Source organism: Ruegeria sp. F11, assembly GCF_056533855.1.
Genome location: NZ_JBQFOW010000001.1, coordinates 13,209 through 34,298 on the forward strand (window position 1 = coordinate 13,209; position 21,090 = coordinate 34,298).

Annotated in this window: 16 protein-coding genes; 10 read left to right on the forward strand and 6 right to left on the reverse strand. The window is 60.4% G+C overall.

The genetic code is table 11. The features are described from left to right. Window positions 1-224 precede the first annotated feature (224 nt). From ACR0NJ_RS00095 to ACR0NJ_RS00115, 5 genes are all read left to right on the forward strand, one after another. Window positions 225-2,519 (forward strand): hypothetical protein, encoded by a 2,295-nt coding sequence (locus ACR0NJ_RS00095; protein ID WP_480815101.1) that lies wholly within the window; start codon window positions 225-227, stop codon window positions 2,517-2,519. Between the two features lie 131 nt (window positions 2,520-2,650). Next, window positions 2,651-4,591: a type I secretion protein gene (locus tag ACR0NJ_RS00100; RefSeq protein WP_480815102.1), complete on the forward strand. Its 1,941-nt coding sequence runs from the start codon at window positions 2,651-2,653 to the stop codon at window positions 4,589-4,591. A gap of 38 nt (window positions 4,592-4,629) precedes the next feature. Then, window positions 4,630-6,882, forward strand: a complete 2,253-nt coding sequence (locus ACR0NJ_RS00105) for a type I secretion system permease/ATPase (protein WP_480815103.1) — start codon at window positions 4,630-4,632, stop codon at window positions 6,880-6,882. 11 nt (window positions 6,883-6,893) lie between these two features. Continuing rightward, window positions 6,894-8,246 carry an HlyD family type I secretion periplasmic adaptor subunit gene (locus ACR0NJ_RS00110; protein WP_480815104.1) on the forward strand — a complete coding sequence of 451 codons (1,353 nt, stop codon included), beginning with the start codon at window positions 6,894-6,896 and terminating at the stop codon, window positions 8,244-8,246. A gap of 100 nt (window positions 8,247-8,346) precedes the next feature. Next, window positions 8,347-8,532, forward strand: coding sequence for a hypothetical protein (locus ACR0NJ_RS00115; RefSeq protein ID WP_480815105.1), 186 nt, complete (start codon window positions 8,347-8,349; stop codon window positions 8,530-8,532). Here the strand turns inward: ACR0NJ_RS00115 and ACR0NJ_RS00120 are convergent, their stop codons facing one another. Further along, complete coding sequence (locus ACR0NJ_RS00120; protein WP_480815106.1) at window positions 8,533-9,333, reverse strand: alpha/beta fold hydrolase; 801 nt, start codon at window positions 9,331-9,333, stop codon at window positions 8,533-8,535. 47 nt (window positions 9,334-9,380) lie between these two features. Between ACR0NJ_RS00120 and ACR0NJ_RS00125 the strand changes: the two genes are divergently transcribed. Continuing rightward, window positions 9,381-9,755 carry a hypothetical protein gene (locus ACR0NJ_RS00125; protein WP_480815107.1) on the forward strand — a complete coding sequence of 125 codons (375 nt, stop codon included), beginning with the start codon at window positions 9,381-9,383 and terminating at the stop codon, window positions 9,753-9,755. Between the two features lie 67 nt (window positions 9,756-9,822). Here ACR0NJ_RS00125 and glyA read toward each other — a convergent pair whose 3' ends face one another. Further along, window positions 9,823-11,118 carry a serine hydroxymethyltransferase gene (glyA, locus tag ACR0NJ_RS00130; RefSeq protein WP_480815108.1) on the reverse strand — a complete coding sequence of 432 codons (1,296 nt, stop codon included), beginning with the start codon at window positions 11,116-11,118 and terminating at the stop codon, window positions 9,823-9,825. A gap of 167 nt (window positions 11,119-11,285) precedes the next feature. On the opposite strand from glyA, the gene ACR0NJ_RS00135 reads away from it, so the two are divergent. Continuing rightward, window positions 11,286-12,047: an NAD kinase gene (locus tag ACR0NJ_RS00135; RefSeq protein WP_480815109.1), complete on the forward strand. Its 762-nt coding sequence runs from the start codon at window positions 11,286-11,288 to the stop codon at window positions 12,045-12,047. A gap of 242 nt (window positions 12,048-12,289) precedes the next feature. On the opposite strand, the gene ACR0NJ_RS00140 is transcribed toward ACR0NJ_RS00135, so the two are convergent. The 4 genes from ACR0NJ_RS00140 to ACR0NJ_RS00155 all read right to left on the reverse strand — a co-directional run bounded on the left by ACR0NJ_RS00140 (window position 12,290) and on the right by ACR0NJ_RS00155 (window position 18,660). Then, window positions 12,290-13,738, reverse strand: coding sequence for an amidase family protein (locus ACR0NJ_RS00140; RefSeq protein WP_480815110.1), 1,449 nt, complete (start codon window positions 13,736-13,738; stop codon window positions 12,290-12,292). 92 nt (window positions 13,739-13,830) lie between these two features. Continuing rightward, window positions 13,831-15,720, reverse strand: coding sequence for a propionate-CoA ligase PrpE (prpE, locus tag ACR0NJ_RS00145; protein WP_480815111.1), 1,890 nt, complete (start codon window positions 15,718-15,720; stop codon window positions 13,831-13,833). Between the two features lie 233 nt (window positions 15,721-15,953). After that, window positions 15,954-16,343, reverse strand: coding sequence for a GFA family protein (locus ACR0NJ_RS00150; protein WP_480815112.1), 390 nt, complete (start codon window positions 16,341-16,343; stop codon window positions 15,954-15,956). 43 nt (window positions 16,344-16,386) lie between these two features. Next, window positions 16,387-18,660, reverse strand: coding sequence for an NADP-dependent malic enzyme (locus ACR0NJ_RS00155; RefSeq protein WP_480815113.1), 2,274 nt, complete (start codon window positions 18,658-18,660; stop codon window positions 16,387-16,389). Between the two features lie 182 nt (window positions 18,661-18,842). Between ACR0NJ_RS00155 and ACR0NJ_RS00160 the strand changes: the two genes are divergently transcribed. From ACR0NJ_RS00160 to ACR0NJ_RS00170, 3 genes are all read left to right on the forward strand, one after another. Then, the gene (locus ACR0NJ_RS00160) at window positions 18,843-19,538 is read left to right on the forward strand and encodes a hypothetical protein (protein ID WP_480815114.1); all 696 of its coding nucleotides are present in this window, start codon (window positions 18,843-18,845) and stop codon (window positions 19,536-19,538) included. After that, on the forward strand, window positions 19,510-20,604 hold the full coding sequence (locus ACR0NJ_RS00165; RefSeq protein WP_480815115.1) for a cupin domain-containing protein: 1,095 nt from the start codon (window positions 19,510-19,512) through the stop codon (window positions 20,602-20,604). The genes ACR0NJ_RS00160 and ACR0NJ_RS00165 overlap by 29 nt, the downstream gene beginning before the upstream one ends. A 71-nt stretch (window positions 20,605-20,675) precedes the next feature. Then, window positions 20,676-21,089 carry a cytidine deaminase gene (locus ACR0NJ_RS00170; protein ID WP_480815539.1) on the forward strand — a complete coding sequence of 138 codons (414 nt, stop codon included), beginning with the start codon at window positions 20,676-20,678 and terminating at the stop codon, window positions 21,087-21,089. Window position 21,090 lies beyond the last annotated feature (1 nt).

Genomic DNA, 21,090 nt, shown 5'->3' on the forward strand with positions numbered 1-21,090 from the left:
CAGGAAGCTTCAATATCCTTGCGTGACCGCGCACTGCCTATTGTGGCGCACTAAAAAGCGGTCGCGAATTCGGCTTGGCCGAGAAGGGAGGTGGGCACGACACATGCTTGACGACCACATTCAGCGCAATTCAGCGGCTGTATGTGGAGTTTTTTGTTTCCAACACGCCGAATACCGCTTTGTAGATGAATGGCGGTCTGGCGTATCAGTGATGGATTATTGTTATGAGACGCAATGTAAATAACACCAATGTTACGACCGTCGACGAAATTAATGTCGAAAATCTCTCTGCCGATCTCGATGCAGACGTGGATATTGCAGAAGCGACGATTGATGCGGACCTGACTGCTCAGCAGCAGCAGCAAGATCAGAACGTCGAATCCTCGAACGACCAAGCGCAGGATCAGGGACAGGATCAGGGCCAAGAGCAAGGTCAGGATCAGGGTCAAGATCAGGGCCAGGACCAAGGTCAGGACCAAGGTCAGGATCAGGACCAGTCTCAGACGCTGGATGCTGGTGACGACAGCAACGACAACTCGAACAACAACGCCATCAACATCGACTTTGGCGGCGGCGAGTGGATTCCGCGCGATGACGATCAGGTCGATCTGGACCTCGGCGATGACGCATCGGTTGGCGATGTGATCAGCGCTGGTGGTGATCTTGACTACGATCCCGGCGACGACATGAACCTGGACATCTCAATGGATGGTGCCGGGACCGCGATGTCATCGGTCAACAACCAGGTGAACACACTGGATGACAACGACTCGCTCGAGTCAGCGTCCGTGTCGAATGACGGCATGTTCCACCAGGAAGGCGATGCGCATGGCGGTACTGCCCATGCCGAAGAGGGCATCGGTTCAAACGCCAATGGCGGTGACTCCGGTTATGGCGGCACCAGCTACGGCGGTGATGCAAGCTCGGCGACCAGTGGTGGTCATGCACATGCTCTGGGTGGCCATACTGGCAGCGCAGATGCGGCCTCGACCGGCGGTGACGGCGGTTCGACCGGTGACGCACATAATGCCAGCATGGGTGTAGGCACCTCGGATGCCGCATCTGACGGCGACAGCTCCGGCGGCAATGGCGGCGACGCGGATAACTCGTCTTCGGCCAGCAATTCCGGTTCTTCAGACGCCAACGGTCAGGGCACCGGCGGTGCTGGCGGTAGCGCGGATTCATTCGGTCTGGGCCTTGGCCTTGGTCTGTCTGGTGCAGGCGCGTATGGCGACGCTGATGGCGGCGACAGCGACTCTGACTCCAACGGCAACGGCAATGGCAACGCGACGAACGATACGAGTGCCGATGGTGCGGACGGCGGTGACGGCGACGCCACCTCGGATAACTCGGCATCGAACTCCGGCGACGCGGACACCGAAGCCAATGACGCGACCGCGGGCAGCAATGATGCTGATGGTACTGCGTCCAGTGCTGCTGACAGCTCGGCCGACGGCGACGGCGGCGACGGAGACGGCGGTGATGGAACCGGCGGTGACGGAGACGGCGGCGACGGAACTGGCGGTGACGGCACCGGTGGTGACGGCGAAGGCGGTTTCGCGGCATTGGTCGAAGCGGCAATCATGGCCCTGCAGGAAGAGCTTGGCATGGTTGATGCTGAAGCCGGTGAAGGCGGCGACGGCAATGGTGGCGACGGAAACGGCGGCGACGGTTCTGGCGGTGACGGCGACGGCGGCGATGGTTCCGGCGGTGACGGTTCCGGCGGTACGGCCGACTCGGATGCCGATTCGCAGGCGGTTGGCGATCAGTCCGCAAGCGGACCTGACATCGACCAGACCTCGGGTGACGTGAACGGATCGGCCGACAACTCGCAAGCGACCGATGGTAGCGGCGGCGACGGCGGCACGAACGATGCCGACGGTGCGGCAAACGGTACTGGCACCGGTACGGCAGCAGCCGACGGTGACGGTGGTGCCGGTGGTACGACCACGCCGACAGCGACCTCGACCGGTAGCGGTGCGGGATCTGCCGATGCGGCCAATACGGCCGGTGCCGGCGGTGCTGCTGATGTTATGGGCGACTCCGACAACGAAGGTTCGGCAGACGCCTTGGCAGAAGCGATTGCCGGTTACGGCGGTGCGGGTAGCTCGGACAACGATGCGACCTCGACCGGGTCCGGCAGCGCGACCGGCGCGGCAAGTTCGGGCGCAAGCGGTGCCGGTGGTGCATCTGCTGCAACCGGCGGAACCAGCGGCGCGGCAACCGGTACGGCGATGTCCGGCGACACCATGGGTGGCACGATCACCGGTGGTAGCGCGGCTGGTGCCTACTCGGGCGACGGCGGTGCTGGCGGTAACGGCGGCGCATGGGGTTCGAACAACAGTGGCGATGGTATCGTGACTGGCGAGTCCTACGCTTCGGCAGCAGCCGTTGTCGATACATCGGCGTTCAACCAGTCGATCGTCATGGGTGCCAACGTGCTTGGTAACTCGGTCGATACGACCATGGTTGGCGGTTCGATGACGTCGTCCTACGCAAGCGACGACACCGACGCGTAAACAGTAAAACGGGGTCCGCATTCTCGGGCCCCGTGATTTTAACGATAACGCCGGGGCCGTAATCTGCGGCCTCGGTCAAGCTGAACCCAAGGCGGAAATTGTAGCCGGTGCGGGTGTAAAGGATGACCGATATGGCCCTTGACAGTATTACCGAAAAGATTGCCCATTTTATTGGAACTTTTGAGCTAACCACCGAACAGGCCCGGTTGCGGGATCAGTACGAAGAGTTCACGGCCATGCGGCGCAAAGCCGAGCTTGATGAACTGGAAGACCCCATCAAAATCAATGTCAAAGCCAAGCTCGAACTTGATCCGGGCGACTACAAACCCCTTCCTTTCAAATTCGACGCGCCGCCCGCAGACCTGCCTCTGCCACCGGCCCCGTTTGGCCCCATTCAAGAGGCCGCGATCTATCTGGATGGCGTCCCGCTGGCCGAACGGTTCGTTCCCGAGTCATTTTTCGGGGGTCCTGATGTAAACTTTGAAGTGCTGTTCATTCGTCCGGAAATTGAACCCTTGGGTTCGGCAGTAACCTTCACGCTGCAAAAGCTGTTCCTGCGCGACAACGATACGGTGGGCGAGGGCGACTTTCGCGACACTGAGGATCTGATTGCCGAGGGCGAAGCGTTTCTGGATACCGCCCTGTCCCTGCACGCCTTTGCCGCGCCGTCTTTCAGCCTTGCGGATTATGCATCCGTCGACGCCGTGAAAGAGCTGGCCGAGCAGATGCAGAACCCGTTGAACTCCGAGGTCGAGGGCGTCACCATTCACCAATTCCACGGCGAAGATGCGCTGGGCATCATTGTGAACGGTGAGTATGTGGACGAAGCACCGGTCTGGAACGATTTGCTGCCCGAGTATCATCAACCCGATGAGGACGAGGAAGCCGAGGCCGAGTACGAAGCGCAGTTCCCAGACGAATGGGATCAATCGAAAGACCCTGATTTCGATGAAGGGCATACGGTAATCGCTGGCGGAAATCTGGCGATCAATGCGATATCCACCACCGTTGCGTGGGTCGATGCGCCATTCATCGCCGTGGGCGGTCAGTCGATCAACCTGACAATGATCAGCCAAGTGGCAGCCGTTTCGGATTGGGACCAGGGGCTACCGGGCACCGAAAGTGGCACCAATGTCATCCAGTCCACCGAGATTGTGGTCGAGGCCAACGAAGCCTCGTGGCTGGACGGCGGCACGGAACAACCCGCTTTCATCACGGTCGATTGGGTTCACGGCGATATGGTGGTTGCGAACTTCATCAGCCAACTGATCGACGCGACGGATATCGACCACATTCAAACCGAAATCTCGGCCTCGTCCACGCTGTACGCGCTGGGCGATAACGAGATGGTCAACGTGACCGACATCATTCAGCTTGGCAGCTATTACGACCTGGTCATGATCGGTGGGGATATGATTTCGGTCGATGTGCTGCACCAGAGCATCGCTCTGATGGATGACGACATCGTTACAGGGGTAATCCCCGCCACTCACGAAGACGGCGACGACGAAAACCTGGTGATGAACGACGCCTCGATCACCACGATGGGCGAAGACACGCACGAGGATATCGGCGACAACATCTCGAACGCGATGGCGCTGCAAGAGATGGACATGGAGGCGCTGGAACAGGCGTTGCTGAATGACCCGATGTTTGCCGGGATGGAGCAGATGCGGGTCCTGAAGATCGATGGTGACCTGATGCAGGTCAACATTATGGAACAGGTCACGATGATGCTGGATCAGGACGATGTGCATCTTTCGGGGCCGAACGCCCCGGAAACCGACGTGGTCGCCGGCAGCAATGCCATTCTGAATGCCGCTGACGTCACCAAGTTAGGCGTCGATTCCGTCGTCATGACCGGTGAGGGCGAGTATTCCGACCTGCTGATTCATCAGGCCAGCCTCATTGATATGCCGGACAATGAAGAGATCGCGGAACTGACTAATGAGGCGATTGCCATGATCATGGAAGAAGCCTCTGGCGGACAGATGGAGGCCGGAACAGCACCGCAACTGACGCCAACAGAAGAGTTCAGTACCGAAGACGGCCTGCAGTCCATGCTGGCCTGAGTTTCCCATGTTTTTACGAGTGACCAGAAGGTTAGTAGATGTCGATTATGTTTTCGTCGCGCCGTACCTTATATGCCAGCCCTCTGGATCGGCACGGTGGCACTGGCCCGCTGAAGCCTGACGCAGGCGACAGGCTGGCGCGCCCGAAGTCGGGCACCAAAGGCGCAGCGCGCCTGAGTCTGACCGAGGAGATGCGCGTGCTTGAAGCGGATGAAAGGCAGGCGGCGAAGGTGGCAGCGGAACCGGAACCGTCCGCGCGTTCAATGGAGGATACTGCCCGGCCACAGAACCCGGAAGACCCAGCAGATCAGCAAACAACGCGTGCCGTTCCTCCCCAACGGCGCGAACAGCCGCAGCCCGCGCAAGATCAAGACCCTGCGGGCGGTGGCGCAGGGGTGGCCGATGGCGATGGCTTCGGTCCCGAAACCGCCAAGGATGCCACAGCGCGCACGACCCCCTCAGCGCCCGCATCCGGCGGCGATCGCATAGGCACCACGATTGAGGCCAAAGCAAACGAGCCACTGATGCGGGCCAAGTCCGGCGGCGGTGGTGGGAATGGGCCACCCCAAACTTTCCACAAGCGCACCCCGCCCGAGGATTTTCAGCAAACGCTGAAAACCTCGATGCGGGCGATCTGGCGCAATCTGGCGTTTGTGTTGGTGCTGACCTGTGCGACCAATATCCTGATCCTGGCGATCCCGATCTACCTGTTCCAGATCAGTGACCGGGTGCTGACCAGCCGTTCACTGGATACGCTGATCATGCTGACGGCTATCGTCGCCGGGGCGGTGATCTTTCAATCCGCCTTTGACGCGATCCGGCGGTTTATGCTGATGCGGACCGGGGTCGAGATTGCAGCCCGCCTTGGGGCACCCGTGCTGAGCGCCGCCGCCCATGCCTCACTTCACGGAAGCGGGCGCGAGTATCAGACGCTGGGCGATCTGCAGCAGGTGCGCGGTTTTCTGGTGTCGGGTACGCTGATTTCGTTTCTGGACGTCCCATTTGCACCGATGTTCATCCTGATGATCTTTCTGGTGCACCCGCAATTGGGCATGATCGTTGTGGTCACCGCTTTGCTGCTGATGACCATTGCACTGATTAACCAGAAGATGACCGCCAAGCCCTTCTCCGAGGCGAACCGGGCGCAATCCATGGCGAACCAGCATCTGGATTCGATGGCGCGCAACAGTCAGATCATCAACGCGTTGGCCATGATCCCCGAAGCTGTGCGGATTTGGGGCCGCGACACCGCGCAGTCCCTGACCTGGCAGGTACGGGCGCAGGACCGTAACGTTGTCTTTGCCGCCATCTCACGCGCGATACGCCTGCTGACCCAGATCGGCATTCTGGGCTGGGGCGCGTTTCTGGCGCTGCAGGGAGAGATCACCGGTGGTATGGTGATCGCCGCGTCGATCATTGCCGGGCGGGCCTTTGCGCCGATCGAAGGCTCCATCGAGGGGTGGAACAGCTTCCTGATGACACGCGGGGCCTACAGCCGGATCAACGCACTGCTGTCGAGTTCGGCCCTGCAGTTCGAAAAACTGCGCCTGCCACGCCCCGAGGGCCGGGTGGATGTCGAGCGACTGCTCTATGTGCCCGGCGGCACCAAGCGCGTTGTGCTGAACGGCATCAGCTTCTCGCTTAATCCGGGCGAGACACTGGCCATCATCGGCAATTCCGGCGCGGGCAAAACCACGCTGGGCAAGACGCTGGTGGGCTCGATCCTGCCCACCTCGGGCAGCGTGCGTCTGGACCTGATGGACATCCGCAACTGGGACCCGCGCCAGTTCGGTGAAAGCATCGGCTACCTGCCGCAGGACGTGCAACTGTTTCCCGGCACCATCAAAGACAACATCGGACGCATGCGCGCGGACGCAACGGATGAGCAAATCCATGACGCCGCCGTGCTGGCGGACGTGCACAACATGATCGCAACCCTGCCGCAGGGGTACGAGACGGTGGTGGCCGCCGATGGCTCGCCCCTGTCGGGCGGTCAGAAACAGCGCATCGCGCTGGCGCGCGCCTTCTTCGGGAACCCGCGGATGGTGGTGCTGGACGAGCCGAACTCGAACCTCGATGTGGCGGGGGACAAGGCGCTGGCCCGTGCCATTGAACAGGCGCGGGAAAGCAAGATCACCGTCGTGGTGATCACGCAGAAACCGACGTTGCTGAGCGTGGTGGACAAGATCATGCTGCTGACCGACGGACGCGTGGCGCTGTTCGGACAGCGTGAGCAGGTTCTGCAGCAGTTGGCTGCATCGCGCAAACAGCCCGGAATTGAAGGCCAATAGGGGGTCTGACCATGAACGATCTTGTACCCGTAGACGACTCTCCCAAGGACCCCACCGTTTGGTATGCCGAGGTTCCGCGCTCGATCAACCGGCTGATTGTGATCGGCATGGTGATGCTGGTGGTCTGTTTCGGCGGCTTCGGCGTCTGGTCGTTCAGCGCGCCGCTTGCGGCGGCTGTGATCGCGCAGGGTAGCTTTGTTGCGACCGGGCGCAACAAGATTGTGCAGCATCTGGAAGGCGGCATTATCGAAGAAATCAAAGTCATGGAAGGGCAGACCGTGACCGCTGGCGAAGTGCTGATGACGCTGGACCAGACCTCGGCCGAGGCGAATGAGCGCGAGCTGTTCATCCGCCAGGCGCGTCTGCAAGCCATGACCGAACGCCTTCTGGCCGAATATCGCGAGCAGGACAAACTGAACTTCTCGGCCAACCTGATCGAAGCCTCCAAGGACGTTGAGGTGATGACCATCCTCGATGGGCAAAAACTCAGCTTTGAGCTGTCGCGCAAGACCCTTCTGAATGACGTGGCGCTGCTGGAACGCAATATGGAGGCCCTGAAAATCCGCGCCAGCGGGTTCGAGGCGCAACTGGCCAGCATGGTGCGGCGTGCGGAAATCCTGCAGGAAGAGTACGATACGAAAAAGTCTCTGTTCGACAAGGGACTGGTGCGCAAGGGCGACCTTAACACCATCCGCCGCGTTCAGGCCGAGGCCGAAGGCCAGCATGCCCGGTTGCAGGCTGAAACGGCAGAAATCAACCAGATGCTTCTGAAATACGAAGAACAGATCGCGCGTACCAAGGCCGCTTATCGCGAGGCCGCGCTGGATGAGTTGGGCGTGATCGAGGCCGATCTGGAAAGTGTCCGCGAGAAATCGCGGCAGGCCCGCAGCGTTCTGGCCCGCGCCGTTGTGCGCGCGCCGGTCACCGGCACGGTCGTTCGGTTGCACTACCACACACCCGGCGGCGTGATCGAAACCGGTGAGCCCATCGCGGAAATCCTGCCCGCCGACGCCCCGCTGATTATCGAGGCGCAGATCCCCCGCACCGAAATCGACAGCGTCGCAACAGGGCAGGAGGCCACGGTGCGACTGGTCGCACTCAACCAACGGACCACGCCGGTTCTGCAGGGTGAGGTGTTCTATATCTCGGCAGACGCGCTGCTTGAGGATACGACAGGCGTACCGCAAGAGGTCTATCTGGCCCGCATCTCGCTGACTCCGGACGAGTTGGAACGTGTGCGCGGGTTCATCCCCACGCCGGGCATGCCGGCTGAGATCATGATCCAGACCGAGGAACGCACCTTCGCCGCCTATATCGCCAAGCCGGTGACAGACAGCATGTCCCGCGCGTTCCGCGAGCACTAGGCCCTCCAACAATGGCTGTGTGATCTGACCCATATCAAGGCTACTCACATTCGAATTGCATAATATGGTGGAAGAATTCCAATCAACAGGATGACCGGCCATGATACGCCTTGCCGCCACGCTTTATTCTCTGATCGCAACCGCTTTGGCCGGGTCGGCTGTAATTGCGGTGTTGTCCATGGGGATGGTCTCGGTCGCGGCCATTGTCTCGGCTGCGGCGGTGGGGGCCATTGTTGCCGCCCCCGCGTCGTGGCTGGTTGCCAAGCGCCTGTATCAGGGCGCGTGATCAAGCGTTCAGGAAGGTTCTGACGGCGGCCTCGAACTCACGCGGTTTCTCGGCATGCAGCCAATGCCCCGCGCCGGGGATTTTGGCGAAACGCGCGCTTGGAAACAGGGCGCGGATTTTGGCGCGGTGTTCCGGCAGCACGTAATCTGAGCTTGCGCCGGACAAGAACAATGTGGGCCCGCCCCATGCGCCTTGGATGTCGGGGAAGCCCATGATTTTGGGCATTTCGGCGGCCAGCACATCCAGGTTCAGCAACCACCGCTTGCCGGGGATATCCAGCGACTGGGTGAAAAAGCTTTGCAGCGCCGGTTCAACGCCCAGCCCGGCCAGTTGTTGTTCCACATCCGACCGACGCGAGACGCTTGAGAAGTCCACGGCCTTCATCGCCTCGATAAACTGAATCTGGCTGTGGCTGTAGGCCACCGGCGCGATATCCGCGACAACCAGCTTGCGCAGCAGATCGCCGTGCTGCAGGGCCAGCGTCATTGCGGCCTTGCCGCCCATCGAATGGCCCAGCACATCCGCCGTTCCGCCGAAATGCTGGATTACCTCGGCCAGATCCTCAGCCATTTGCGGATAGGTATGCTGATCGGTCCAGATGCTGAGCGTGTGATTACGCATGCCCACGGCGATCACTTGCCGTTCATCCGACAGCCGTTTCGCAATCACCCCCCAGTTCCGGGCCGAGCCGTAAAGGCCATGCGCGATGACCAAAGGGGGATTTTCGGTTGGTTCACCATGTACGATCGTGTGCAGCATGATCGGGTGATACCCGGCGCGATCGAAAACGACCAGCCCCATTGTTCACAGCCCCGGTGACAGGTAGATTACCCGTTCAGGAGGGGCCAATGTCGCAGGACACAGATATCCAGTACCGGATTGCCGAAACGATCGCGCTGCTGCGCGCGAAGCTGGGCGTGCGGGACAAGACCCTGACGGCCTCGGTCCGGCATGCAAAACGGCGTCTGCCGCGCCGGATCTACAAGAAAGCGATGGTTCTGGCGCAGGCCGAGCAGATGGCTGCCCATCCCAAGTTGAGGCTTGTTCTGGATAACCCGAAACTGATCCAAGCCTCGGAAGAGGTTCAGGCGCATCTTACCGCGATCAATCTGGCGGATCGCAGATGGGGCTGGTTTCTGGGGCTGCTGGGCGGGCTGGCGTTCAATCTGTTGGCCCTAGCGGTGCTGTTTCTGGTCGTTCTTTTGTGGCGCGGTTTCATTTGACCAGCCGCGTAGAGGCCACAAAAAAAACGGCGCCACATGGGCGCCGTTCTCGTTTGTTTCAAATCGTTTATAGGTTCGGATAGATCGGGAAGCGCGCGCACAGCTCGGCGACTTCGGCCTTCACTTTAGCCTCGACCTCGGCGTTGCCGTCTTCGCCGTTGGCGGCCAGACCGTCCACAACTTCGATGATCCAATCCGCAATCTGACGGAACTCGGTCTCGCCAAAGCCACGGGTGGTTCCGGCGGGCGAGCCCAGACGGATGCCGCTGGTGATGGTCGGCTTCTCGGGGTCAAACGGCACGCCGTTCTTGTTGCAGGTGATATGGGCGCGGCCCAAGGCCTTTTCGGTCGCGTTGCCCTTGACGCCTTTGGGGCGCAGGTCGACCAGAACCACATGGGTGTCGGTGCCGTGGGTCACGGTGTCCAGGCCGCCCTTGATCAGTTGATCCGACAGCGCCTGTGCATTCACAACGACCTGCTTGATATAGTCCTTGAACGCGGGCTGCAGCGCCTCGCCAAAGGCCACGGCCTTACCAGCGATCACATGCATCAGCGGGCCGCCCTGAATGCCGGGGAAGATGGCCGAGTTCACTTTCTTGGCGATATCCTCGTCATTCGTCAGGATCATGCCGCCGCGCGGGCCGCGCAGGGTCTTGTGCGTGGTGGTGGTGGCCACATGCGCGTGTGGGAAGGGGCTGGGATGCTCGCCTGCCGCAACCAGACCGGCGAAATGCGCCATGTCCACATGCAGGTAGGCACCAACCATGTCAGCGATTTCGCGCATGCGGGCAAAGTCGATCTGGCGCGGGATCGCGGAACCACCTGCGATGATCAGCTTGGGCTGATGCTCTTTCGCCAGCGCCTCGACCTGATCGTAGTCCAGCATGTTGTCCTGCTTGCGGACGCCATATTGCACCGCGTTGAACCACTTGCCCGACTGGTTCGGACGCGCGCCGTGGGTCAGGTGACCGCCCGCGTCTAGGCTCATGCCCAGAATGGTATCGCCGGGTTGGATCAGCGCCTGGAACACGCCTTGGTTGGCCTGAGATCCGGAATGCGGCTGAACGTTGGCAAAGCCACAGCCAAACAGCTCTTTCGCGCGGTCGATGGCCAGATTCTCGGCGATATCGACGAACTGGCAACCGCCATAGTAGCGGCGACCCGGATAGCCCTCGGCGTATTTGTTGGTCATAACCGAGCCCTGCGCCTCCATCACGGCGGCAGAGACGATGTTCTCGGACGCGATCAGTTCGATCTCGTCGCGCTGACGACCCAGCTCGGATGTGATCGAGCCAAACAGCTCGGGGTCACGATCTGCGAGGGACTGGGTGAAGAAACCGGTATCACGAAGGTTGGCGTTCATAGTGGCTCCACAGAACTGGGGTTTATCTGGCGGATTTCCTATCGGAAACATACCCTGGGTAACAGCCCTAAAGCGACGAAATGGCCCGCTGCGGCGTCAAGACTGGCCTATTGCGGAAAGGTATGTTTGTTTCGGAACCAAATGTGCAGGACCGGAAACCGGAAAACATGATCAAGAGAATCGCCTTTCTTGCGAGCGATGCCAAGGTGGCGCAATCGGCCCGCGACAACCTGGTCGCCAGATATGGCAACGCCGCCCCGCGGGACGCGGATGTTGTGGTCGCTTTGGGCGGCGACGGGTTCATGCTGCACACGATGCACAGTATGCATCATCTCGACACGCCGGTTTACGGTATGAACCGGGGCACCATCGGGTTTCTGATGAACGAATATCACGAAGAAGACCTGATGGACCGTCTGGCCGATGCCGAGGAAGAGGTCATCAACCCGCTGGCCATGCGCGCGATTGATCAGTCAGGCACCCTGCACGAGGCGCTGGCCATCAACGAGGTGTCCTTGCTGCGCGCAGGGCCGCAGGCCGCGCGGCTGAAGATAAGCGTGGATGGCCGCGAGCGGATGGGGGAACTGGTCTGCGACGGGGCGTTGCTGTCCACGGCGGCGGGCTCGACGGCATATAATTACTCGGCCCATGGCCCTATTCTGCCGATTGGTTCGGACGTTCTGGCGCTGACGCCGATTGCCGCCTTTCGCCCGCGTCGCTGGCGCGGCGCATTGTTGCCCAAGATCGCCAAGGTACGGTTTGATGTGCTGGACGCGGACAAGCGCCCGGTCATCGTGGCTGCCGATTCAGTTGCCTTCCCTGATGTCGATTGGGTGGAAATCAAATCCGAGCCTGCGATCACGCACAGGATACTTTTTGACCCCGGACACGGGTTGGAAGAGCGTTTGATCTCCGAACAATTCACATAATTTTCAGTAATTTGGCGAAATATTCTTGCTTATGTGAACCAGTTCACACGAAACTGATCAGCCTTGAGGTAGTCTGAACTTGCCCGGAGAACACGCCAAGGTGGGAGTGAGTGGCCACCAACGGTGTTTTCGAATGATTGCGCAGTTTTCGCGCTGGCGAGGGTGGGTGGTGCTACGCTCGTCATCAGAAATCCGGGAATATTTTAGTAGCTGGGCCCCGGGCAAGTTACCCCGGGGTCTATTTATTTTGGGGACGTCTGAGTCTCGATCTGATCCCATAGGGGGTCGCACATCCGCCCCACGCGCGACTCGATCGCAGCGGCGGCATCCACGGCCAGATCCTCGCGCCAACGCCTTGATGCGATCTGCACGTTTATGGGCTGTGGGCCACCCGGTAGATCGGCCAGCCGGGCAGGGACACAGGCAGCGGGCAGGCCGAGGAAGTTCATCGCGTAGGAATAGACCGCACAGCCCAGAACCTCATGCACGCCTTCGGCCCCTTCTGTGTCCCGGTCGGGCTTGAAGAAGGGTTGTGGCAGGAAGGGTGACAGGACCAGAGGGTGGTTTTGCATAAACAGTGACCACTCGCGCGCGTAGTGGCTGCGCTTCGCCAGCATCTGCACCAGTTCTTTTTCCACGATGGGCGGGAATTCCTGAAAATAGACGCCAAAGATGTCTTGAATGGTCTGCGATCCGGCAGCCTCGATATCGCCTTGCATCAGGGTCAGAACCTCTCCCATCAGCGCGCGATAGCCGTTGCGCCCGCATTCGAATACATCCGGCGGGTCGATCTGTTCGACCAGATAACCCGCATCAACCAGCGCATCTCGGGCCGTATCCAGCGCCTTTTCGACCTCGGGGTGCAGGGCGTAACCGAATGTGTTTTTGGTAAAGGCCACTTTGATCGGGCCGTCCGGGGCCTCACCCCGCCAAGGCAGCGGCACGTGAAACGGGTCGCGCGGGTCGGGCGCGATCAGGCTGGGCATGGAGAGATGCAGATCGGCGGCGGAGCGGCTGAGCAGGCCCTGCACCGACATGGACTGCGCCAGCATTCCGCGTTCTGCGGTCTGGCTCGGGTTCCAGGCGGGAACACGGCCTAAGCCCGGCTTGATGGTCACAGCTCCGTTCGCAGCCGCCGGAAACCGCAGGCTACCGCCGATATCGTTGCCATGCGCCAGCGCCCCGATGCCTGCCATCACCGCGGCACCGGCCCCGCCCGAGGACCCCCCGGCCGAGATATGCCGCCCCCACGGGTTATGCGTGCGGCCATAGAGCGGATTGTCGGTATCGGCCCTGAACGAAAACTCGGGCGTGTTGGTGCGCCCGATCACAATGGCCCCGGCTTTATGAAGGCTGGACACCACGGGCGCGTCATCCGGGGCGATCACATCCTTCAGGGCGACCACGCCGTTGGTGGTCGCGTGGCCCTTTTGGTCCACATTGACCTTGATCGTGACGGGAACGCCGTGCAGCGGGCCGATTTGTGCGCCCTTGGCGCGGGTCGCGTCCAGAGCGCGCGCGCGATCCAGCGCCTCGGCGCTCAGGTCCTCGACCACCGCGTTCAGGGTTGGGTTCACCTGATGCATCCGAGCGATCGCGCTTTGTACGGCGTCTTCGGCATTTAACTCGCCACTGCGCGTCAACGCTGTCAGGTCGGTGGCGCCAAGGCGCCAGATTTCGCTATCTGCCATGTACCCTCACTGTCTTACGGTGACAGTAGGGGGGCTGTTTCAGGTTGCAAGCAAAAGCGGGGTTTGGGCGGTCAAAGACCGCCCGGGGATTTTTACTGCGCGTAACCGATGGATTGCAGCGCCGTGGTGATTTCACCCAGAATGGCGGGGTCATCAATTGTAGCGGGCATCTTGTAGTCCTGCCCATCCGCAATCGAAACCATCGTGCCGCGAAGGATTTTGCCCGAGCGGGTTTTGGGCAGGCGATCCACCACAACCGCCAGCTTAAACGCCGCGACCGGGCCGATTTTTTCGCGCACCATTTTCACGACTTCCTGCACCACCTCGCCATGATCGCGGGCGGCACCGGCATTCAGGCACAGGAAACCAACAGGCATCTGGCCTTTCAGCTGATCCGAGACGCCGATCACGGCACATTCGGCCACGTCCGGGTGGGCGGCCAGAACCTCTTCCATACCGCCGGTGGACAGGCGGTGGCCCGCGACGTTGATCACGTCATCGGTGCGGGCCATGATATAAAGGTATCCGTCCTCATCGATCATGCCCGCATCGCCTGTCTCATAGTAGCCGGGGAAGTGGTTCAGATAGGATTTCCTGAACCGTTCCTCTGCGTTCCACAATGTTGGCAGAGTCCCCGGCGGCAGCGGCAGTTTGACCGCGATTGCGCCCAGTTCGCCCGGCTTCACCGGATGGCCACCTTCGTCCAGAATCTGAACGTCATATCCGGGCATGGGCTTGGCGGGCGAGCCCAGCTTGATCGGCAATTCCTCGATCCCCAGCGGGTTTCCTGCGATTGCCCAGCCGGTTTCGGTTTGCCACCAGTGGTCAATGACCGGAACCTGCAACGCCTTCTGTGCCCAGGTGATCGTGTCGGGGTCGGCGCGCTCGCCTGCAAGGAACAGAGCCTTCAGGCAGGACAGGTCATATTTCGCCATCATCTCGGCATTGGGGTCCTCGCGCTTGACGGCGCGGATGGCGGTGGGTGCTGTGAAGAAGCTTTTGACCTTGTGCTCGGCAATCACGCGCCAGAAGGTGCCCGCATCGGGGGTGCCCACCGGTTTGCCCTCGAACACGATGGTGGTGTTGCCGTGGATCAGCGGCGCGTAGCAGATGTAGGAATGCCCCACGACCCAACCGACATCCGAGGCGGCCCAGAACACGTCGCCGGGATCAACATTGTAAATGTTCTTCATAGTCCAGTTCAGCGCAACCAGATGACCCGCTGTCGGGCGAACGACCCCTTTGGGCGCGCCCGTGGTACCCGAGGTATAAAGGATATAGGCCGGATCATTGCCGTTGACGGGCACACATTCTGCCGGTTCGGTTCCGTACTGGAACCCGTGCCAGTTCACATCGCGCCCCTCAACCAGTTGCGCCACTTCCTGTTCGCGCTGGAAGATCACGCAGAATTCAGGCTTGTGGGCAGCAAGCTCAATCGCGCCGTCCAACAGCGGTTTGTAGTGCACTACGCGGCCCGGCTCCATCCCGCACGAGGCGGCGATGATTGCCTTGGGTTTGGCGTCGTCGATGCGCACCGCCAGTTCGTTGCTCGCAAAGCCGCCAAACACGACCGAGTGTACGGCCCCCAGACGGGCGCAGGCCAGCATCGCCTCAAGCGCCTCGGGAATCATCGGCATATAGATGATGACACGGTCACCTTTTTCTACGCCTTTGGCGCGCAGCGCACCGGCAAGGTTGGCGACACGGTTGCGCAATTCGACATAAGAGATTTCGCGTTTCGTGTGGGTGATCGGGCTGTCATAGATGATGGCGGTCTGTTCGCCGCGCCCGTTTTCCACGTGGCGATCGACAGCATTCCAGCACGTGTTGACCTGCGCGTCGCTGAACCATTCGTACAATGGGGCATTGTCGTCAAACAGGGCCTTGCTGGGGGCTTTGACCCAATCGATCCCTTTGGCGGCGTTCATCCAGTACGCCTCGGGGTCGGATTTCCAGCTGTCGTACACGTCCTGATATGCCATCATTTTCTCCTCCGAAACTCCTCGGGCTTGTTGTTAGGCATACTGACCCCCGGTCACAAGCGGCGCGAGTGACGGCGCGTCAGTTTATCGCGAATCCTTTGCAGATCGGCCAATTCCGGCTTGCAAATTTTTGCAAAACTCTTTTTGGAATGGAGTTTTTCGTTATTTGATGGTCTGATTTGCAAAGTTGCAAACTCCTTGGCGCAAAAATATTGGGCAGCCTGGGAATCGGCTCAGTGGGCAGTTTTGGCAAAGCGGGGAAGATCGTCCCGGATGGTAAGCCAGCGCAAATGGTCCGAGTGAAAAACGTGAAAGCGGGGCGGAAGACTGTCGGGCTCTTCCAGCGTTGCCGTGTAGAGGTGGATATTAACTGTGTCGCGGGCATTGCGGTACGCCATCTGCGTCCCGCAGGTGCCGCAGTACAGCCGCTCGACATGATCAGAGGACCGGTAGATTTGCGGCAGATCGCCCTGCCATTTGACCGTTTCGTGCGGCAGGCCAAAAAAGGTGGTCACCGGTGACGCACAATTACGGCGGCAATCGGCGCAATGGCAATAGCAGCTCCAGGCCACATCGCCATCGCTTTCCCAGCGTATCGCCTTGCAGTGACAGTGCCCCTTCATGCGGACCTCCCCCTAGGGCGGCCGGATGAAGGGGCCGCCCGCCTTAACCGTAATGCGCGACCGGGGTTCCGGCAATGGCCGCCATGTTGAGCAAGCCACGTGCGGTGATCGACGGCGTCACGATGTGCGCCTTGTTGCCCATGCCCATCAAAATCGGGCCGACCTCGATTCCGTCGGCCTTCATTTTCAGAACATTGCGCACCCCGCTGGCGGCATCCGCGTGGGCAAAGATCAGCACATTCGCCGCGCCGGTCAGGCGGGATGCCGGAAAGATGCGATCCCGCAGCTCAGGGTCCAGCGCTGCATCGAGGTTCATTTCCCCTTCGTAGACAAAGTCGCGCGGTTTCTGATCCAGAATCTCCAGCGCTGCGCGCAGCCGCTTACCGGACCCTTCTGCCTGATTGCCGAATTGCGATTGCGAACAGAATGCGATCTTGGGTTCCAGTCCGAACCGGCGCACGTGGCGTGCTGCACCGATTGTGGATTCGGCCAGTTCTTCGGGCGTCGGAAGCTGCCTGACATGGGTGTCGGCGATGAACAGGGGGCCGTCTTCCAGAATCATCAGCGACAAGGCCCCATGAGGGCGCACATCACCGTCGGCTAACACTTGTTCCACGTAATTCAGATGCCAGCGGTATTCGCCGAAAGTACCGCAAATCAAGCTGTCAGCCTCGCCCCGCTGTACCATGATCGCGCCAATGGCCGTCGTGTTTGTGCGCATGATCGCCTTGGCCAGATCGGGCGTCACGCCGCGACGCTGCATGATCTGGTGATACGAGTTCCAGTAGTCGTAGTACCGAGGATCGTTTTCCGGGTTCACGATCTGACAATCAGTGCCGGGCCGGATGGTCAGACCCAACCTCTCGCAGCGGGCCTCGATAACCTCGGGTCGCCCGATAAGGATCGGCGTTTCGGTGGTTTCTTCCAGAACGGCCTGCGCGGCCCGCAGGACCCGCTCGTCCTCGCCCTCGGCAAACACGATCCGGCGCGAGGCGACGGCTGCCGCTTCGAAAACCGGACGCATCAGCAGCGCGGATTTGAAGACGGTCTGGTTCAGCTTTTCCTTATAGACCTCTAGGTCGTTGATCGGTCGTTTCGCGACGCCACTGTCCATGGCAGCCTTAGCGACGGCCGAGGACACCACGCCAACCAACCGAGGATCGAAGGGTTTCGGGATCAGATAGTCCGGACCAAAGGTCAACTGTTCACCTTTGTAGGCCGCCGCAGCTTCGGCGCTGGTTGTGGCGCGGGCCATTTCGGCGATGCCGTGCACACAGGCGATCTGCATCTCGTCATTGATCTCGGTCGCGCCGACGTCCAGCGCACCCCGGAAGATAAAGGGAAAGCACAGGACGTTGTTGACCTGATTGGGAAAATCGCTGCGCCCGGTGGCGATGATCGCATCCGGGGCCACCTCGCGCGCTGCATCGGGCAGGATTTCCGGCGTCGGGTTGGCAAGCGCGAAGATGATCGGGCGGCTGGCCATTTTGGCGACCATCTCAGGCTTCAAAACGTTCGGACCGCTGAGGCCCAGGAACAGGTCGGCATCGCCGATCACGTCATCCAGTGTGCGCAGGTCGGATTTCTGCGCGAACTGGTCCTTGTGCGGGTTCATGTCCTCTTCCCGGCCTTCGTAGACCAGCCCGTGGATGTCGCACAGCCAGATATTCTCGCGCTTAACGCCCAGCTTGACCAGCATGCTCAGGCAGGCGATCCCGGCAGCGCCGCCACCGGTCGAGACGATCTTGATGTCTTCGAATCTCTTGCCCGCAACGTGCAGCGCGTTCTTGGCGGCTGCGCCCACTACGATGGCAGTGCCGTGCTGATCATCGTGGAACACGGGTATGTTCATGCGCTCGCGGCAGAGCTTTTCGACGACAAAACAATCGGGCGCCTTGATGTCTTCAAGGTTGATCGCACCAAAGGTGGGTTCCAGCGAACACACGATATCGGCCAGCTTTTCGGGGTCAGGCTGATCGACCTCGATATCGAAACAATCGATCCCGGCGAATTTCTTGAACAGGACGGCCTTGCCTTCCATCACTGGTTTCGAGGCCAGCGCGCCGATATTGCCAAGACCCAGAACCGCCGTTCCGTTGGACACCACCGCGACCAGATTGCCACGCGCGGTGTAGCGTTCGGCGTTCGACGCGTCGGCCTTGATTTCCAAACTTGCCTCGGCCACGCCCGGGGAATAGGCGCGGGCCAGATCGCGGCCGTTGGCCATCGGTTTGGTCGCCCTGACTTCAAGCTTTCCGGGCTTTGGATAGGCATGATAGTCAAGCGCGGCCTGTCGCAGGTTTGGGGTGTCAGACATCGGCGATTCTGCTCCATTATGAATTTGGGTTAGTGCTAAAGTGTTTTTCACGATTTGGCTACGTTGCGTCACTTTTGACCACCCGGACGGATCGCAGCAGCCCGTGGTTGCTTTTTGTCGCAAAATTTTTACATTGCCAGCTTCCTGAAAATCTGGACCGCGTAGCAGCGACAAGAACCAGCATGGCGAACAATTCTGAAATTCAGACCGCGAACGGTCTGCGCGAAACGGCGCGTGGATCAACCGGGCAACGTTATGCCGTCTGGGCGGCGGTCTTGCTGATTGCACTCCTTCTGGGGGCTGTGATCCTGTGGCCCATACAAGCCTCGGCACTCAACCAAGAAGGCGGGCTGATTGAGACATTGTCAGCCGCCGGGTTGTTGATAGCGGGTGTGGTGGCGCTTTGTCGGTTTCGGGGGCTGAACCGTTTGTATATCGGGCTTGTCTGTCTGTTGCTGGCGGAGCGAGAGTTGGAGGCAGAAATTTATGCCACCGACAGCCTGCCGTTCCTTGTGCTCAATGGTTTGGACAATCTTCTGGATATGACTGTCGTGCGCATAGTCCTGGCGTTGCTGGTTGTTGGCGGGTTTCTGTGGCACGGGGTTCCCAATGGCTGGCGTGCGTTTAAGCTAAGGGCCCCGTTCCTCAAGGTTTTCGTGATTGCCGGAGTGGCGGCCGTGATCGCGCAAGTGCTGGAAGAAGTTTCCGGTTTCTACGACACGGATCTATCGACGACGATGGCGACGCGGCTGTTCGTTCTGGAAGAAACGCTCGAGATGCTCTTTTCGATTGGCATTTTGGCCTCGGTTCTGATCGGATGGCCGAAATCGCAGATCGATGAGACAATTCATGAGCCAGACACAGCAGACACGCGCTGAAATTCGCCTACCCACGCAGGAACTCCGCGAAGATATCCCGTTTTATACCCGTGTGCTGGGGATGAAGATGGACATGATCTATCCGGCGGATGATCCCCGGGTCGGCGTGTTTTCCGGCCATGGTTTGCGGCTGCGCATCGAAAAAGACGCGCCTGAAACGCCGGGGACCCTGCGAATTCTGACAGATAACCCGGATGAATTTGCGGATGGTAAACGTGTTCTCGTGGCCCCAAACGGCACCCGGATCGAGATTGAGGAACGTGATCCGCCGCTAGTGATGCCCGAGACGGTGCACTCTTTTGTGGTGCGCAGGCTCAAGGATCAGGCCCCATGGATCATCGGGCGGGCGGGGATGCACTACCGCGATCTGGTCCCCGACAGGTTGGGCGGCTCGATCATTGCCAGCCATATCCGCATTCCCGATGGGGGCCCGGTGCCCGACATGGTGCATTTCCACAAGGTCGGGTTTCAGTTGATCTTCTGCATCCACGGCTGGGTCGATGTGGTCTACGAGGATCAGGGCGACAAGATGCGCCTGACCGCAGGCGATTGTTTTATCCAGCCGCCGGAAATCCGCCACCGCGTGCTTGAGGCCTCGGACAATGTGCAGGTGATCGAAATCGGTGTGCCTGCCGAGCATGTCACCGAGATTGATCATGAGATGGACCTGCCCACGCCCGACTATCGCCCGGACCGGGAATGGCAGGGGCAACGGTTCGTCTATAATCAGGCAAAAGATGCCAACTGGGGACCGTTCCGTTTGCCGGGCTATGTCTGCCGCGATACAACGATTGCCGAAAACACCAAAGGCGTCGCCGGGGTGCAGGTCGTGCGCCGGGGGCAGGGCGATCCGGTCTGGGCCAGTCACGACACCGATATCCACTTTACCTTCGTCATGGACGGCGCGGTCACGCTTGAGGGCGAAGGTCGCGAGCCGTACCGGCTCGAGCAGGGGGATGCGTTCGTGATCCCGCCGGGCATGCGCACCCGTCTGGCTGATCCATCGGACGATGTTGAACTGCTCGAGGTGACGTTGCCCGGCACGTTCAACACCACTATCGGTTAGGCAAAAACACCGGCGCGGGGGCTTCAACTCTCCCTTCGGTTTCCGGTAAGGTGAGTTTTTCTGACCAGACGATCAAAAATCGGGGAATCGCCATGTCGCTCAAAGATGCTGCCTTGAAGGTCCGCGAAAACGCCCATGCGCCGTATTCCAACTTTAAGGTTGGCGCTGCGATCCGGTCTGGGTCCGGAACGATCTACATCGGATGCAACGTTGAAAACGTGGCGTACCCCGAAGGCACCTGTGCCGAGGCCGGTGCGATTGCCGCCATGGTCGCCGCAGGCGAAACGGAACTGTCCGAGGTCTATGTCGTCGCCCAAAGCCCGCAACCGGTGCCGCCCTGCGGTGGCTGCCGCCAGAAGCTGGCCGAATTCGGCGGGCGAGACGTCAAGGTAACGCTGGCCACCGTCGACGGGGCCGAGTTGGAAACGACCATCGGCCAACTGCTGCCCGGTGCGTTTGACGCCTCGCACATGAAGGATGCCTGAC

Excerpts from the sequence above, each read along its gene's own strand:
- ACR0NJ_RS00095 (WP_480815101.1), top strand. The coding sequence starts at position 225 with ATGAGACGCAATGTAAATAACACCAATGTTACGACCGTCGACGAAATT.
- ACR0NJ_RS00100 (WP_480815102.1), top strand. The coding sequence starts at position 2,651 with ATGGCCCTTGACAGTATTACCGAAAAGATTGCCCATTTTATTGGAACT.
- ACR0NJ_RS00105 (WP_480815103.1), top strand. The coding sequence starts at position 4,630 with ATGTCGATTATGTTTTCGTCGCGCCGTACCTTATATGCCAGCCCTCTG.
- ACR0NJ_RS00110 (WP_480815104.1), top strand. The coding sequence starts at position 6,894 with ATGAACGATCTTGTACCCGTAGACGACTCTCCCAAGGACCCCACCGTT.
- ACR0NJ_RS00115 (WP_480815105.1), top strand. The coding sequence starts at position 8,347 with ATGATACGCCTTGCCGCCACGCTTTATTCTCTGATCGCAACCGCTTTG.
- ACR0NJ_RS00120 (WP_480815106.1), bottom strand. The coding sequence starts at position 9,333 with ATGGGGCTGGTCGTTTTCGATCGCGCCGGGTATCACCCGATCATGCTG.
- ACR0NJ_RS00125 (WP_480815107.1), top strand. The coding sequence starts at position 9,381 with ATGTCGCAGGACACAGATATCCAGTACCGGATTGCCGAAACGATCGCG.
- glyA (WP_480815108.1), bottom strand. The coding sequence starts at position 11,118 with ATGAACGCCAACCTTCGTGATACCGGTTTCTTCACCCAGTCCCTCGCA.
- ACR0NJ_RS00135 (WP_480815109.1), top strand. The coding sequence starts at position 11,286 with ATGATCAAGAGAATCGCCTTTCTTGCGAGCGATGCCAAGGTGGCGCAA.
- ACR0NJ_RS00140 (WP_480815110.1), bottom strand. The coding sequence starts at position 13,738 with ATGGCAGATAGCGAAATCTGGCGCCTTGGCGCCACCGACCTGACAGCG.
- prpE (WP_480815111.1), bottom strand. The coding sequence starts at position 15,720 with ATGGCATATCAGGACGTGTACGACAGCTGGAAATCCGACCCCGAGGCG.
- ACR0NJ_RS00150 (WP_480815112.1), bottom strand. The coding sequence starts at position 16,343 with ATGAAGGGGCACTGTCACTGCAAGGCGATACGCTGGGAAAGCGATGGC.
- ACR0NJ_RS00155 (WP_480815113.1), bottom strand. The coding sequence starts at position 18,660 with ATGTCTGACACCCCAAACCTGCGACAGGCCGCGCTTGACTATCATGCC.
- ACR0NJ_RS00160 (WP_480815114.1), top strand. The coding sequence starts at position 18,843 with ATGGCGAACAATTCTGAAATTCAGACCGCGAACGGTCTGCGCGAAACG.
- ACR0NJ_RS00165 (WP_480815115.1), top strand. The coding sequence starts at position 19,510 with ATGAGCCAGACACAGCAGACACGCGCTGAAATTCGCCTACCCACGCAG.